The sequence below is a fragment of the Streptosporangiales bacterium genome, assembly GCA_009379825.1.
Taxonomy (GTDB): Bacteria; Actinomycetota; Actinomycetes; order Streptosporangiales; family WHST01; genus WHST01.
Window position 1 is genome coordinate 92,826 of sequence record WHTA01000008.1, and the last position, 14,337, is coordinate 107,162.

13 protein-coding genes and 2 pseudogenes are annotated in these 14,337 nt (G+C 69.4%); 6 read left to right on the forward strand and 9 right to left on the reverse strand.

Annotated features, from left to right (window positions below; translation table 11 throughout):
• Positions 1 to 79: 79 nt before the first annotated feature.
• The 5 genes from GEV07_06445 to GEV07_06465 are packed head-to-tail and all read right to left on the reverse strand — an operon-like array spanning position 80 to position 5,075.
• A complete protein-coding gene (locus GEV07_06445; protein ID MQA02368.1) occupies positions 80 to 1,522 on the reverse strand; it encodes a hypothetical protein in 1,443 nt (480 codons plus the stop codon).
• Positions 1,515 to 2,378, reverse strand: coding sequence for a TIM barrel protein (locus GEV07_06450; protein ID MQA02369.1), 864 nt, complete (start codon positions 2,376 to 2,378; stop codon positions 1,515 to 1,517). Before GEV07_06450 ends, GEV07_06445 begins: the two co-directional genes overlap by 8 nt.
• Before the next feature lie 8 nt (positions 2,379 to 2,386).
• Positions 2,387 to 3,142: an ATP-binding cassette domain-containing protein gene (locus tag GEV07_06455; GenBank protein MQA02370.1), complete on the reverse strand. Its 756-nt coding sequence runs from the start codon at positions 3,140 to 3,142 to the stop codon at positions 2,387 to 2,389.
• Positions 3,139 to 4,116 (reverse strand): ABC transporter permease, encoded by a 978-nt coding sequence (locus tag GEV07_06460; GenBank protein ID MQA02371.1) that lies wholly within the window; start codon positions 4,114 to 4,116, stop codon positions 3,139 to 3,141. Before GEV07_06460 ends, GEV07_06455 begins: the two co-directional genes overlap by 4 nt.
• A complete protein-coding gene (locus GEV07_06465; protein ID MQA02372.1) occupies positions 4,116 to 5,075 on the reverse strand; it encodes a substrate-binding domain-containing protein in 960 nt (319 codons plus the stop codon). Before GEV07_06465 ends, GEV07_06460 begins: the two co-directional genes overlap by 1 nt.
• A gap of 187 nt (positions 5,076 to 5,262) precedes the next feature.
• Between GEV07_06465 and GEV07_06470 the strand changes: the two genes are divergently transcribed.
• The gene (locus GEV07_06470; protein MQA02373.1) at positions 5,263 to 6,459 is read left to right on the forward strand and encodes an ROK family protein; all 1,197 of its coding nucleotides are present in this window, start codon (positions 5,263 to 5,265) and stop codon (positions 6,457 to 6,459) included.
• Between the two features lie 19 nt (positions 6,460 to 6,478).
• Positions 6,479 to 7,447: a ketopantoate reductase family protein gene (locus GEV07_06475; GenBank protein MQA02374.1), complete on the forward strand. Its 969-nt coding sequence runs from the start codon at positions 6,479 to 6,481 to the stop codon at positions 7,445 to 7,447.
• A 12-nt stretch (positions 7,448 to 7,459) separates the two neighbouring features.
• Here GEV07_06475 and GEV07_06480 read toward each other — a convergent pair whose 3' ends face one another.
• The 4 genes and pseudogenes from GEV07_06480 to GEV07_06495 all read right to left on the reverse strand — a co-directional run bounded on the left by GEV07_06480 (position 7,460) and on the right by GEV07_06495 (position 10,139).
• Positions 7,460 to 7,810, reverse strand: a complete 351-nt coding sequence (locus GEV07_06480; protein ID MQA02375.1) for a hypothetical protein — start codon at positions 7,808 to 7,810, stop codon at positions 7,460 to 7,462.
• Positions 7,811 to 7,829: 19 nt separating this feature from the next.
• Positions 7,830 to 8,495 (reverse strand): annotated as a pseudogene (locus tag GEV07_06485) (sodium:solute symporter family protein).
• Positions 8,110 to 8,868: a hypothetical protein gene (locus GEV07_06490; protein ID MQA02376.1), complete on the reverse strand. Its 759-nt coding sequence runs from the start codon at positions 8,866 to 8,868 to the stop codon at positions 8,110 to 8,112. Before GEV07_06490 ends, GEV07_06485 begins: the two are co-directional and overlap by 386 nt.
• A 35-nt stretch (positions 8,869 to 8,903) precedes the next feature.
• A pseudogene (locus GEV07_06495) lies at positions 8,904 to 10,139 on the reverse strand (amidohydrolase family protein).
• On the opposite strand from GEV07_06495, the gene GEV07_06500 reads away from it, so the two are divergent.
• The 4 genes from GEV07_06500 to GEV07_06515 all read left to right on the forward strand — a co-directional run bounded on the left by GEV07_06500 (position 10,138) and on the right by GEV07_06515 (position 14,337).
• Positions 10,138 to 11,277, forward strand: coding sequence for an AsnC family transcriptional regulator (locus GEV07_06500; protein ID MQA02377.1), 1,140 nt, complete (start codon positions 10,138 to 10,140; stop codon positions 11,275 to 11,277). The pseudogene GEV07_06495 and the gene GEV07_06500 sit on opposite strands and share 2 nt — an antisense overlap.
• A 34-nt stretch (positions 11,278 to 11,311) precedes the next feature.
• Complete coding sequence (locus GEV07_06505) at positions 11,312 to 11,704, forward strand: VOC family protein (protein MQA02378.1); 393 nt, start codon at positions 11,312 to 11,314, stop codon at positions 11,702 to 11,704.
• A gap of 199 nt (positions 11,705 to 11,903) precedes the next feature.
• Positions 11,904 to 13,160 (forward strand): ABC transporter substrate-binding protein, encoded by a 1,257-nt coding sequence (locus tag GEV07_06510; protein ID MQA02379.1) that lies wholly within the window; start codon positions 11,904 to 11,906, stop codon positions 13,158 to 13,160.
• A gap of 169 nt (positions 13,161 to 13,329) precedes the next feature.
• Positions 13,330 to 14,337, forward strand: coding sequence for a branched-chain amino acid ABC transporter permease (locus GEV07_06515; GenBank protein ID MQA02380.1), 1,008 nt, complete (start codon positions 13,330 to 13,332; stop codon positions 14,335 to 14,337).

A 14,337-nucleotide genomic window follows, 5' to 3' on the forward strand; every position in this document is an offset into this window, starting at 1 on the left:
CCCCCTTCTCGTCGCCACAGCCTGCCGCCCGCCGACCGAGCCGCACAAGACGGGCTTTGTACGAGAACAATCGCCGTTGTCAGCCCTGAGCACGACGTAACCGTGCCACGGAGTCGCGATAGCGCTGGTACGCCTGCTCGTACCGGCCCGGCCGACCCGGCTCCACCAGGTCGCCAGTGACCAACGACACAGCCGGTTGCGCCAACCCGGCCGCCGCAGCGCCGAGCATAGCCGCGCCGACGGCCGATGCGCTGCGCAACGCCGTCGGCCGCAACGGCAGCCCGAGCACATCCGCGAGCAGGGCACGGAACACGGGTGAAGAACCACCGCCGCCGGTCAGCCGCACCTCGGCCGGTTGCTGCGCGGACGGCAGCGCCTCGTACGCGTGCCTGATGGCGAAGGCCACGCCCTCGACGGCTGCGCCTGCCAAGGTGGCACGGTCGGTGGCGAGACCCATGCCGAGCCACGCGCCAAGCGAGCGGGGCTCGAGCACGGGCGAGCGCTCACCGGTGAGGTACGGCACGAAGGTCACCTCGCCGGGCCCGGCAGCCGCGGCGGCGTAGAGGTCGTCCCACGCCAGGCCGAGCAGACCGCGTACCCAGTCGAGCGCGATGCCCGCGTTCTGCACCGCCGCCATGGCGTACCAACGGCTCGACGCGTCGTGCGTGGCCGCCCGGTAGACGTGCGTGCGCGGGTCCGCCGTGCCGGTCGGCCGGTGCAGCGGCCGCACGAGCTGCGCACCGGAACCCACGGACAGCTGTGCATCGCCGGGATCGCGCAGGCCGGTGGCGAACACCGCGGCCGCCGTGTCACCGGCCCCGACGGCCACCGGCTGGCCGTGCTCCGCAAGCCGCAGCTCCCCCGCGGCTGCGGCGGTGAGCTGCCCGGCGAGCGCACCGGACGGCCGCACCTCGGGCAGCAGCGCACGGTCGAGGCCCACGGCGTCGACCGTCTCGGTGGCCCAACGATCGCCGGGCACGTCCCACAACAGGGTGGCCGAGGCATCCGAGGGGTCGGTGGCGAACTCGCCAGTCAGGCGGTAGCGCAGCCAGTCCTTCGGGCTCAGCGCAACGCGCGCTCGCGCGTACGCCTGCGGCTCGTGGCGTTCGACCCACAGCAGCAGCGGGCCCGCCATGCCTGCGACCAACGGGTTGGCAAGCGCGGCGCGCTGCGGCTCCGCGAGCCGCCGCCACTGCTCCACCTCGGCCTGTGCCCTGGTGTCCGGCCACAACAACGCCGGACGTACCGGCACGCCGGCGCCGTCGCACAGCACGACACCGTGCATCTGGCCGTCGACACCGATGCCCACGACGTCGTACGTACCGCTGGCGAGCACCTCACGCACGGCCGCTGCAGTGGCCTGCCACCACAGCGTCGGGTCGGTCTCCGCCCAGCCAGGCCCGGCCACCTCGACCGGGTACTCGCGCACCGCCTCGGCCAGCACCCGGCCGTCGAGCCTGAGCGCGAGGGCCTTAACCCCGCTGGTGCCGAGGTCAACACCGAGCAGGCACGGCTCAGGCATCGCCTGCGGCGGCCAGGCCGTCGACCACGAACTGCTTCGCGTGCGTCGCGAGGTCCACGCCGTCGCTCCACAGGTTGCGCCACACCGCGAGGTTCGACGACAGCGTCGGGTTCACCACCGCGGACGAGAAGCTCTCGAACGTGATCACGCCGCCATAGTCCGCCTGGTGCAGGGCGCGGAAGAACTCCGCGAAGTCGACCGTCCCCGTACCCAGGTAACCGCGATGGCCCTCCCCTACGTGCACGTAGCCGAGCCGCCCCCCGGCTTGCTCGACCGGTGTCGTGAAGTCGGGCTCCTCGATGTTCATGTGGTACGTGTCGAGGTGCACGACCACGTTGTCCGCGCCGATGTCGTCGATGAGCGCGAGCGCCTGCTCGGTGGTGTTGAGCACGTTGCTCTCGTACCTGTTGACGACCTCGAGGCCGAGCGTGATGCCGTCGGCGGCCGCCCTGTCGGCCAACCGTGCCAACGAGTCCACGCAGTTCTTCCGCCCGGCGTCGGTGACCGGCTGGGCGTACTTGCCGAGTGCGGAGTAGATCACGCCGCCGAGGTAGTCGGCACCCACGCCCTTCGCCACGGCGAGAGCGGCGTCGAGCAGCTCCTGCCCGCGAGCCACGGCCGCCGGGTCGCGACTGGAGATGTCGGCGTCGAAGCTCAGTCCGAGCGAGCAGCCGGCGGCAAGCCCGTACTCGTCCAGCAACCTGCGGGTGCCGGCGGCGTCGACGGTGCCGGGGTCGAGCACGGGGATCTCGATCAGGTCGTAGCCGGCCGCGGCGGACGCCGAGATCGCGTGGCGCGCCTCCGGCTCACTCCAGCCACCGACCCAGACGAGCGCGTGGATGCCCAGCTTGTTCATCGATCTCCTTAGCCCGCAACGGCTCCGGTGACCATGGCCACCAGTTCGTCCCCTGTGGTGTCGGCCGACCGGCGGCCACCCACCAGACGCCCCGACCTCATCACCCACACTTGGTCGGACAGCCGCATCACCTGGTCGAAGTTGTGGCTGATGATCAGCACCGCGAGGCCGTCCTCGCGCAGCGCCCGGATCAGCTCTTCGACCTTTGCCGTCTCCTGCACACCGAGCGCGGCCGTCGGCTCGTCCATGATGACGAGCTTGGAGCCCCAACCGGCGGCGCGCGCGATCGCGACCCCCTGCCGTTGCCCGCCGGACAGCTTGCGTACCCGCGCACGCACCGAAGGGACGTTTACGGCGAGGCGCGACAGCATGTCGTGTGCCTCGCGCGCCATGGCCTTACGGTCGAGCAGCGCCACCGGCCCGAACCCGCACACCCGTTCGCGGTTGAGGAACAGGTTCTGCGTGACGGTGAGGTCTTCGACGAGCGCGAGGTTCTGGTGCACGGTCTCGATGCCGGCGCGCCGGGCGTCCTCGGGCGAGGAGAACTTCACCGGCTCGTCGTCGAACACCAGCACGCCTTCGTCCGGTGTGTGCACGCCGGCGATGCAGCGGATGAGCGTCGACTTACCCGCGCCGTTGTCACCGATGATCGCGGTGATCTCGCCACGCTTCACCGAGATCGACACGTCGGTGACGGCACGGACGTTGCCGAACGCCTTGCTGAGGTCGCGGATCTGCAGCAGGTCGCCTGTGGTGCCGGTCATCGCTGGTACCTCGCGAGGAACGCCGCAGCGACGACGATCACGCCGACCGCGAGCGGTTGGTAGAACTGGGATACGCCGAGCAGCGTGAGGCCGTTCACCAGACTGGTGAGCAGCAGCGCGCCGAGCACCGGGCCGAGCACGGTGCCCTTGCCGCCGTACAGGCTCACCCCGCCGAGCACCACGGCCGCCACCGAGTTGAGCAGGTAGTTGAGGTTCGCTGCCGGTTCCGCCGCGCCGATGCGCGACACCAGCAGGATGGCGGCCACACCGGCGAGCACACCGGACATGGTGTAGACGGCGATCTTCACGCGTGCCGTGTTGATGCCCATCGCACGGGCCGCTTCGTTGTTGCCGCCCGTGGCGAGCAGGTGCACACCGAACCTGGTGCGGAACCACACCACGTGCGCGACTACAGCGATCACCGCGGCGGCGATGACCGGGTAACCGATCGGCCCGATGCTGCCGGTGGTGAACTGCAACAGGAACATGCTCTCCACGTCGCGCGGGTTGCCGCCAGAGAGGATCAACGCGCCGGCGGACGCCGCGGACAGCGAGCCAAGCGTCACCACGAAGTCGGTGATCTTCGCCTTCGCCACCAGCAGGCCGTTGAGGCAGCCGACGGCGGCACCCGCTATGACGGCGGCGACGCACGACATCGCCGTACCCCAGCCGCTGGCGTACGCCCAACCGAGCACCACCGCGGCGAACGTCATGGTGGACGCGATGGACAGGTCGATGCCCGCGGACGCGATGACGAACGACTGCCCCACCGCGAGGATCACCAGCATCGCCGCGGACACCAGCAGCGCCTCGATGTTGCCGATGCTGAGGAAGGTGGCGTCGAGAACGCCGAACACCAGCACGATCGCCACCAGGCCCACTGCCGCGGCCCACTCGGCCCAGAAGCCGACGTCGCGCAGCCGTGCGGTCACCGGCACCGCGTCGACGGCCGGATCCCGTTGCACAGCGGCCATCAGTCCGCCTTGTCGCGGAACGGGTCGTCGTACGGCTGGAACGGCTTCGGGAACGCCTTCAGCGCCTTGTCGGCGGTGTCCTCGGTCACCAGCTGCACGGGCGCGTCCACCTGCTTCGGCAGCTTCTTGCCCGCGGCGGCCGCTGCGCACGCCTCCATGCCCATCGTGCCCATGGTGTACGGGTACTGCGCGACGCTGGCGGTGAGCTTGCCGTCCTTCACGCCCTCCAGGCCGTCCTCGATCCCGTCCACGCTGATCACGTCGACGTCACCGGTCTTGCCTGCGTTGGCCACGGCACGGCTGACACCGAGGCCCATGTCGTCGTTCGCGACGAAGAAGCCCTTGATGCCGGAGTTGCCGCGCATGATGTCCTGCGCGTCGGTCAGTGCCTTCTGCCGGTCCCAGTCGGCCGCGACGGTCTGCTTCACCTCGAGCTTGCCGCGCACCGCCTGCTTGAAGCCGGTGAGCCTGGCCTGGCTGGTCACGTCGCCGGCAATACCGCCGACAAGCGCGACCTGGTCGCCGGAGTCGAGATGCTTCAGCATCTCCTTGCCGGCCAGCCGCCCGGCGGCGACGTTGTCGGTGCCGATGTACGTCGCGATGTCGAGCTTGGCGCGCTTCGCCGCCGACGCGTCCACCGGGCTGTCGATGTTGACGATCGGCTTGTCGTTCGCGCTCACCTTGGCCAGCGACTGGGTCAGGTTGGTGCCGCTGATCGGGTTGACCAGGTAGCAGCCGTAGTCCTGCAGCGCCAGCGCGTCGAGCTTGTCGGCCTGGCCGGTCGTGTCGGTGATGGAGTTCGCGGCCTGCACGGTGACCTCGCCGCCGCCGGCCTTCGACTCCGCCTCGATGCCTTGCTTCATCGCCTGGAAGAAGGGGTTGTCCAGCCCCTTGATGACCGCGGCGGTCTTGACGTCACCACCGCTCTCCCCGTCCGGGGAGTCCGAGCAGGCGGTCATGAGTGCACTCGCGACGGCGACCGTCGCGATGAGCCGGTGCTTCACCTGTGAAGCCACTGCGCCTCCTGTAACGAGAGCCAGACTTCTGTCCCCGTAAGGAGCAAGAATACGCACACTTATGACGTTGTCAATACAGAAGATTGCCATATAGTGGTCCCACGCAAGCTAAAAGGTCGGAGGCGGCGGCATGGAGGGCATCGAGAGCAGGCTGTCCGGGGCCGGCGAGCTGCTCGACCTGATCCGCAGCCACGGCCCGCTCACCCGCGCGGAGATCGTCGAGCGCACCGGGCTCGCCAGGTCCACGGTGAACGGCCGTCTCGACACGCTGCTCGGCACCGCGCTGATCCGCCCTGCGGGTGCGAGCGCGTCCACCGGCGGCCGGCGCCCCACCACGTTCGCCTTCGACACCACCGCAGGCGTGCTGCTGGTGGCGGACCTCGGCGCGTCCGGCATGCGGGTGGCCGTCTGCGACCTCGCCGGCAGCATCCAGGACGAGCGCGAGGCGAAGCACGACATCGCGGACGGGCCGCAGCCGGTGCTCGACCAGGTGACGAATCTGTTCACCGAACTGCTGCACGACGCCGACCGGACCGCCGCCGACGTACGCGGCATCGGCATCAGCGTGCCGGGCCCGGTGGAGTTCGCGACCGGCCGCGTGGTCAGCCCACCGATCATGACCGGCTGGGACGGCTACGACATCCCCGGCTACTTCGCCGCCGAGTACGACTGCCGGGTGGTCGTGGACAACGACGTCAACGCGATGGCGTACGGCGCACACCGCGCCGAGTACCCCGACACCGCGCACCTGCTGATGATCAAGGTCGGCACCGGAGTGGGCTCGGGCGTAGTGGCCGACGGCAAGGTGCTGCGCGGCGCACAGGGTGCGGCCGGCGACATCGGGCACACCAGGGCGGAGATCGCCGACGACACACCGCCGGAGTGCCACTGCGGCAACGTCGGCTGCGTCGAGGCGTACGTCGGCGGCTGGGCGGTCGCCCGCGACCTGCGCGCCGAGGGCTACCAGACCGCGGCCGTGGACGACGTGGTCGCGCTCGTCCAGGCCGGTGATCCGACGGCCACCCGGTTGATCCGCCGCGGCGGGCGGATCCTCGGTGCGTCGGTGGCCAGCGCCGTGAGCCTGCTGAACCCGTCCGTGGTCGTGTTCGCGGGCCAGCTCGCCGCCGCCGAGCAGCACCTGCTCGCCGGCGTGCGGGAGCTGGTGTACCAACGCTCGCTGCCGCTGGCGACGCGGTCGCTGGAGATCGCGGCCAGCCGGCTCGACCTGCAGGCGGGCGCCGTCGGCCTGTCGTACCTGCTCGCCGACACCATCTTCGCCCCCGACCAGCTCGCCACCCTGGTACGGCGCACCGAACCCACGACGTAGCCGTGGCAGGCTTACCGTCGTGAACTTCGTGATCATCGGAGCCGGCGCGGTCGGCGGTGTCGTCGGCGCCCGGCTGCAGGAGGCCGGGTACGCCGTCACCTTCGTCGCGCGCGGCGCACACCTGGCGGCGATGGCGGCGGACGGCCTGCGCGTCGAGTCGCCGGCAGGCACAGCCACCCTCGACGTCCGGGCGACGGACGACCTGCGTACCGTCGACTGGACCGCCGGGCCGGTGGCGCTCGTCGCGGTGAAGAGCCAGCAGCTACCCGCCGTGCTGACGGACCTCGCCTCGGCGGCGCCACCGGAGACGCCGGTCGTGTGCCTGCAGAACGGCGTCGCCAACGAGCCCGCGGCGCTGCGGTTGTTCTCCCGCGTCTACGGCGTGAACGTGAACTGTCCCGCGACGTTCCTCGAGCCCGGCGTCGTGCAGGCCTGGTCCACACCCGTCACCGGGCTGCTCGACATCGGCCGCTACCCCGGCGGCGTCGACGACGTAGCGCGCGACGTGGCCGCCGCGTTCCGCGCGTCTACCTTCGACGCGTACGCCGTCGAGGACATCATGCGGTGGAAACACCGCAAGCTGCTGACCAACCTGCGCAACGCCGTGGACGCTGCGTGCGGCCCCGGCGAGCAGAACGCGGAGCTCGCCGCCCGTGCGCTCACCGAAGGCGAGGCCGTGTTGACCGCCGCCGCCCGCTGCTTCGCCAGCCGCGACGAGGACCGAACGCGCCGCGCGGACCTCCTCGAGCTCGGCGACATCGACGGCCGCATCCGCGGCGGCAGCTCCACCTGGCAGAGCCTGCAACGCGCCACCGGCGACGCAGAAGCCGACTACCTCAACGGCGAGATCGTGCTCCTCGGCCGCCTACACGGCGTCCCCACACCAGCCAACGCGGCCCTGCAACACGTGACCCGCCAACTGGCGGTCGACCACCGCCCACCCGGCTCCATCCCGGCGGCCGACATCCTCGCCCAGCTGCACGGCTGACGACCAGCCGGGTCAGCTCTGGACCGTTTCCTCGACAGGTGTCTCGACGCGCGGCTTGGTCAGCGCACTGCCGATCACCAACGCCAGCACCGACAGCGGCAGCGAGAACAACACACTGTTCCAGTCGTACGGCTTGTCCAGCACGAACTCCCACGTGATGGTGGCGGCGATACCCGTCAGCATGGACGCCGCGGCACCGACCGGCGTCACCCGCTTGGTGACGAACACGGCAAGCAGGCAGGGCGTGATGACCGCGCCGTACATGGTGTAGGCGAAGAGCTGGATCTCCAGCACGCTCGGGAAGAACTTGCCAATCGTGAACGCGAACACGCCGAGCAGCACGATGGCCAGCCGGGTCAGCAACAGGTAGTGGCCCGAGGTGTGTACGTCTGGTCAGACTGGCATAGAGGTCCTGCACGAGGTTGGTCGCAGTGGACCGCAGGTAGGAGTTGCCCGTCGTGATCATGAAAGCCGTCGCGGCGACCAACAAGGCGACGCCGAGGACGGCCGGAAGTGAATCCGTGGCCAGCCGCAGGATCGCCGTGTCCGCCGCGATCCCCGGTAGCAGCACGGCGGCACACGACGCCATGATCAGCACCGCGGCGTAGAAGAAGATGTCACCGAAGAAGAACCCCATCGCGGCTTTCTTGGCGACGCCGGGATCACGTGCGGAGCCGAACCGCTGGTACATGTTCTGGTCGCCGAGGAACAGCATCAGCGTCGGCAGCCCGAAGCCGAGCAGCTGCATCACCGTCAACCCACCGGTCCACGTCGTCTGCTGCTCCGGCAGGCTCGCGAAGAGCCCGTCGAAGCCGCCGACCGCGATCAAGGTGGCGATGGTGCCACCGAACAGCGCGACGGTGATGAGAAGTGCACTGATCGCGTCCGTGTACGCCAACGAGAGGATCCCACCGAGCACCGCGGTGCCGATGACGAGCGCGAGGCCGATGATCTCGCCGTACATCGTCGGCACCCCGGTTGCCATGTTGAGCAGGTAGCCGAGTGCCCGCACCTGCTCCGACGCGATAGCGATGTACGCGATGATGATCGCCCCCCGCCGACAGGAGGCGGACCTTGCGGCCGTACCTGAGCTCGATGATCTCCGGCACCGTCCGTTTGCCGAGCGCCCTGATCCGGGATGCCAGGAAGAAGTACATGACGGCGATACCGAGCGGCGCGCCGATGCTGTACAAGATGCTGGCCAACGGGCCATAGGTGTAGGAGAAGTTGGCCCGCGCCACGATCGTCCCGGCACCGGTCCAGGTCGCGAGCAGTGTGCCGGTGAGCACCAGGCGAGGTAACTGGCGGCCCGCGACGACGAAGTCGTCGTCGGTCTTGACCCGGCGGCCGTACCAGACACTCAAGCCCACCATGAGGGCGAAGTAGCCGACCAGGACGGCAGTTGTGAGACCGACGTTCACGAGCACTCCTCTCGCCGGGCGGGCGACGTCAGGTGTCAGGCACGCGCACCGCGGTGATCGGCGACGACGGTGCCGGCCTGGACGACCAGCTGCAGGTGCCGATCCGGCTGCGCGAGTACTTCGATGTCGTCGAGCGGGTCACCGTCGACCACGATGAGGTCGGCGTGCGCGCCCGGCTGGACCACGCCGACCTCACCGACCGCCCCGAGGAGCTCGGCGGCCGCCGTTGTCGCTGCCCGGATCACATCGATCGGTTCCTGGACCTCGGCGCGGATCCGGAATTCCTCACACTGCCTGCGGTTCATCTCCCCCAGCAGGTCGGTGCCGTACGCGAGGTTCACGCCGGCCTCGTACGCGCGCGCCAGCGCCGTCAGGCCGTCGTGCAGGACATCGTCGACCTTCTCCCAGCTCACCTTCGGCAGCCCGTGCGCCATCCCTTCGGCCTTCAGCGCCGCGTACGTGACCAGGGTCGGCACCAGCCACGCCTCGTACCGCCTGAACAGCTCGATGCTGGTGTCGTCGAGCAGGTTGCCGTGTTCGATGCAGCGGACACCCGCATCCAGCGCGCGGTTGATCGCCCGGGCCGGATACGCATGTGCAGTGACGTACCTGTCCGCGGCAGTCGCCTCGGCCACGACCGCACGCAGCTCGTCGGTGGAGTACTGCGTGGAGTTGACCCGGTCGTCCGGCGACGACACCCCACCGGACGCGTGCACCTTGATGTGGAACGCGCCCTTGCGCAGCTCGTCGCGCCGCCAGACGCACGGCATCGACCCCGTCGGCGACCCTGGCCGTGCCGGTGCAGCAGCCTTCGTCGGACAGCTTCCGCTCACCCCGCGCGAACTTGTCACCGTGCCCGCCGGTCTGGCTGAGGCTGCGACCGCCGTAGAACAGCCGCGGGCCGCGGACCCAGCCACATTGCTGTGCACGCGCCAACCCCCAGTCGCCACCGCCGGTGTCACGTACGGTGGTGAACCCACGGTCGAGGATCGCGCCCATCCGGCGGATGGCGCCTGCGACCACGTAGCTCGCCGGCGAGGTCAGCAGCGAGGACAGGTCGGCGCTGATCGCCGCGAGATGCACGTGGCAGTCGACGAGCCCCGGCAGCACGTACTGCCCCGCCAGGTCCAGCCGCCGGGCGTCCGCAGGTGCCGCGAGCCCGGTCCCACCTCCGTGATCCGGCCGTCGAGCGCGAGCACGTCTGCCTCGGCGTACTCGCCGGTGCCCGGGTCGAGCACCGTGGCGTTGGTCAGCAGCAGCGGTTCGGGCATGCCCACTCCAGAATCCCGTCGACACGCGGCCGGGGGTGCAAATAACGCCCATCACAGTGGCGTATCTGTCGTAATATTGTCAATCAGTGGCTACTCAGAGGGATATTCGTTCATGACGGTGCGGACGAGTGAGCATCACCAGACGTCGGTCGAGCTGACCGCCGCCGACCTCGACCTGATCGCCGCCCTCCAGGTGTCGCCGCGCGCAGAGAACCGGCTGCTCGCTGCGGCCCTCGGCGTCTCGGTGGCTACGGTGAGCCGGCGGCTGCGCCGGTTACAGCAGCAGCGGGTGCTCGGCTTCGCTGCCGACGTGCCGTGGTGGGCGCGGTCGCAGACGCACCCGCAGCACATCTGGATCGAGACCGAGGCCGGGCGGACGCCGGCGGTGGCCGCGGAGATCAGCCAGCTGCCGGACGCGCAGTACGTGGCGCTCACCACCGGCGGCGCCGACGTGTACTGCGTCGTGCACCCGTACCACCGCGAACAGGTGCCCGAGCTACTCAGCCAGCGGCTGCCGTCCATCCGCGGCGTGCTCGCCACCCGCACGGAGGTCGGCCTCGGCTGTTACGCGACCGGCGCCGGCTGGCGGCTGCGCCGCCTCGACGCGACACAGGAACTGGCACTCGGTGGCGTCACGGAACCGAACCTGCCGGCCTCGACACCGGTGCAGCTGCGCGACGACGAGCGAGCAGTGCTGCGGCTGCTGCAGGTCGACGGGCGAACGTCGGCGGCCAGCGCGGCACGGACACTCGGCACGAGCACGTCGACGGCATACCGGTTGATCACGTCCTTGCTGCAGCGCAGGATCCTCGTGCCCCGCGTGGAGGTGGAGCCCGGCCTGCTGGGCCACCCGTTGGAGGTGGTGGTCTCGCTCGTCGCCGCCCCGGGGCAGATGCCGCAGCTCGCGACCACCCTCGCGGAACACCCGGCGGCGCGGTACATCGTCACCGTGGCCGGCCGGTCGTCGGTGTTGTTCCACAGCGTCTTCGCGCACGAACGCAACCTCGCCGACTTTCTCGCCGCCGATATGGGCACGCTGCCCGGCGTCGTCTCCCACGACGTCTCCGTCGTCCTCGACGTGGTGACCAGATACTGGGGCCGGCGCGAGGAGAAGCTGCACGCCGAGCCGCTCTCGTGAGCGCGGAGGAACCCAGCTGCCCTAGGCTTGCGCGGTGCATCTCCATCTCGTCGCGTTGGTGGTCGCCGAGTACGACCCGGCAATCGACTTCTTCGTCGGTGTGCTCGGGTTCGAGCTGGTCGAGGACAGCGCTTCGCTGACCAACGACGGGCGGCCCAAGCGCTGGGTGGTGGTGCGGCCGCCGGGGGCCGAGACCGGCATCCTGCTCGCCCGCGCCGACGGCGCCGAGCAGTCGGCCACCGTCGGCCGACAGGCGGCGAACCGCGTCGGCTTCTTCCTGCGCGTCGACGACTTCGACGCCACGTACGCCCGTCTGCAGTCCGCCGGCGTGGAGTTCGTGACCCAACCACGCACCGAACCCTTCGGCCGCGTCGCAGTGTTCCTGGACATCGCCGGCAACCGCTGGGATCTCATCGGCCCGGCCTGATCACCTGCCGCCGTCGGGCACGCTCCACCTGTGCGGCCTGTGTCGGCTCGGTCACCTCCCGTGCTCGTCCAGTCGCGACCGCACCGACCTGCCCGTTCGACCGATTGCGGTTCGGAGAAGATCCGGTCCCCCCCCTGCGTGGCGGGCGTATCGTCCAAGTCGAAAGGGGTCGTAGCCAACGGCTCCGGGAGGAGGGGCCATGAAACCTCGCGTAACCCTCATACCCGCACTAATCGGCGCTCTCGCGCTCGCTGCCTCCGCATGCGCCCCCGCAGAAGAGCAGGCCGCGGAGTTCACGCCAGGTCCGCTAGGGGCGGTGACGGTCCGCCCCGACCAGCCGATAAAGGTCGGCGCCATCCAGGTCATCAGCGGTGCCGACGCGAGCCTGGGCGAGGACCAGCAGCGGGCTCTCAGGGTCGCCATGGACGACAAGGGCGGCAAGCTGTTCGGGCACGACCTCGAGCTCGAAGTCGAGGACGCGCAGTGCCTCGCGGAGGGCGGGACTACGGCCGCGCAGAAGCTCGCGGCGGACCCGCAGATCGTCGGCGTGGTGGGGACGAGCTGCTCGGGTGCGGCGGTGCCCGCGATGGGGATCCTCGCGGACAAAGGCATCTCGATGATCTCCGGATCGAACACCTCGCCGTCGCTCACGTCCAACCTGCGCGGCAAGAAAGGAGCCGACAACCACAAGGGCTACTTCCGCACTGCACACAACGACGTCATCCAGGGCCAGGCGGCCGCCACCTTCGCCCTCGAGAGGCTGAAGGCGAAGAGAGCGGTCACGATCCACGACGGTGACCCGTACACCGAGGGTCTGGCCAACGCGTTCGGCGCCGCGTTCAAGGAGCAGGGCGGGAAGGTGGCCCTGGCGACCGCCGTGGACAAGAGCGCCACCGACATGCGGCCGATCCTGACCGAGGTGGCTGCCAAGAAGCCGGACCTCGTGTTCTTCCCCATCTTCCAGCCGGCGGCGGACTTCATCGTCCGGCAGGCCAAGGAGTTCCCTGAGCTGCGCAACGCCGAGAAGCTCATGGGGGCCGACGGTCTGCTCTCGGACACGTTCGTCGTCATCAAGGCAACGGAGGGGATGTACTTCTCCGGCCCGGCCACCCCGACGGGTTCGCCCTACCAGGAGTTCGTGGGCAAGTACGAGGAGAAGTTCGGCGAGAAGCCGATCCAGTCGTTCCACGCCCATGCCTACGACGCGTTCAACATGCTCCACGCCGCGATCAGGAAGACCGCCGTCCGTGAGGACGACGGCACGATCCAGATCGACCGCAAGAAGCTGATGGACGCGCTGTACGCGACCAAGAACTTCGAGGGCCTGACCGGGTCACTGCGCTGCGACAAGTTCGGGGACTGTGCAGACGCGAAGATCGACATCGTGCAGAACACCCAGGAACAGGAGAAGATCTCCGACGTTCGCGGGAACGTCAAGTTCACACACGAACCCTGATAACGGGGAGCACAGCCGGACCGCCCGTGATACGGGCGATCCGGCTGGCCCCTGACGCCACGTCCGAGGGAGACGAGGGAGAGCCGTGGCCGCGACGAAACCCCCGCCGGCGCCCGTCATCAAGCGGCGGGCTCTTCAGCTCCCGTTCGTCGACGGCTTCCTCTGGCTGGTGCGGATCGCCGTCGTCGTGCTCGTCGTCGTCGGCGCGTTCAACAGCCTGACGAGTGGCCGCCTCAGTCTCGCGCAGTGGCGGGACCTCGTCGTGTTCGGGATCTCGCAGGGCGCGGTGTACGGGCTCATCGCACTTGGCTACTCGATGGTGTACGGCGTGCTCGGGTTCATCAACTTCGCCCACGGCGAGGTCTTCATGATCGGCGCGATGACCGGGTTCTTCGCCACGGCCGCCATGGTCAGGACGGCACTCTGGGCGGCGGCGCCGTTCGTCGCACTCTTCGTCGTCCTAATCCTCTGCATGACCGTTTCCGCGGTGGCCGCCCTGGTGCTCGAACGTGTCGCCTACCGGCCGCTGCGCGGCCGTCCACGGTTGGTCATGTTCATCACCGCCATCGGGGCGTCGTTCTTCCTGCAGTACACCGTGCGAGGGCTGTTCGGACCCGCGCCGCGAAACTACCCTCCGGTCGAGGTCCTCCAGGGCTGGCTCAGCCTGCCCGGTTTCCGGATCCTCAAGATCCACCTACTGGTCATCGTGGTGGCCGTGCTCATGATGACCCTTCTCTACCTGTACATCGAGAAGACCAAGGCCGGACGGGCCATGCGCGCCGTGGCGGAGGACCAGGACACCGCCAGGCTGATGGGGATCGACGTCGACCGCACCATCGCCCGGGTGTTCGTCGTCGGCGGTGCGATGGCAGGGGCAGCAGGCCTGCTGTTCGGACTGTTGTTCCAGAGCGTCAACTTCTTCAGCGGCTTCCTGCCCGGGATCAAGGCGTTCGCCGCCGCGGTGCTCGGCGGGATCGGCAACCCGATAGGCGCCATGCTGGGCGGGCTCATTCTCGGCAGCGTCGAGTCGGTCGGACCCAGCCTCGTGCTGTTCGGCCTCGACATCCCATCCGCTCATCAGCTCAAGGACGTCGTGGCGTTCATGGCTCTCATCCTCGTACTGATCTTCAAGCCCACCGGCCTCCTCGGCGAACGGGTGAGCGAGGACCGGGGATAG

What these genes read in the sequence shown, in the direction of transcription:
- GEV07_06465 (MQA02372.1), bottom strand. Translation starts at nt 5,075, where the DNA reads ATGACCGCCTGCTCGGACTCCCCGGACGGGGAGAGCGGTGGTGACGTC.
- GEV07_06455 (MQA02370.1), bottom strand. Translation starts at nt 3,142, where the DNA reads ATGACCGGCACCACAGGCGACCTGCTGCAGATCCGCGACCTCAGCAAG.
- GEV07_06460 (MQA02371.1), bottom strand. Translation starts at nt 4,116, where the DNA reads ATGGCCGCTGTGCAACGGGATCCGGCCGTCGACGCGGTGCCGGTGACC.
- GEV07_06470 (MQA02373.1), top strand. Translation starts at nt 5,263, where the DNA reads ATGGAGGGCATCGAGAGCAGGCTGTCCGGGGCCGGCGAGCTGCTCGAC.
- GEV07_06445 (MQA02368.1), bottom strand. Translation starts at nt 1,522, where the DNA reads ATGCCTGAGCCGTGCCTGCTCGGTGTTGACCTCGGCACCAGCGGGGTT.
- GEV07_06510 (MQA02379.1), top strand. Translation starts at nt 11,904, where the DNA reads ATGAAACCTCGCGTAACCCTCATACCCGCACTAATCGGCGCTCTCGCG.
- GEV07_06500 (MQA02377.1), top strand. Translation starts at nt 10,138, where the DNA reads ATGCCCACTCCAGAATCCCGTCGACACGCGGCCGGGGGTGCAAATAAC.
- GEV07_06450 (MQA02369.1), bottom strand. Translation starts at nt 2,378, where the DNA reads ATGAACAAGCTGGGCATCCACGCGCTCGTCTGGGTCGGTGGCTGGAGT.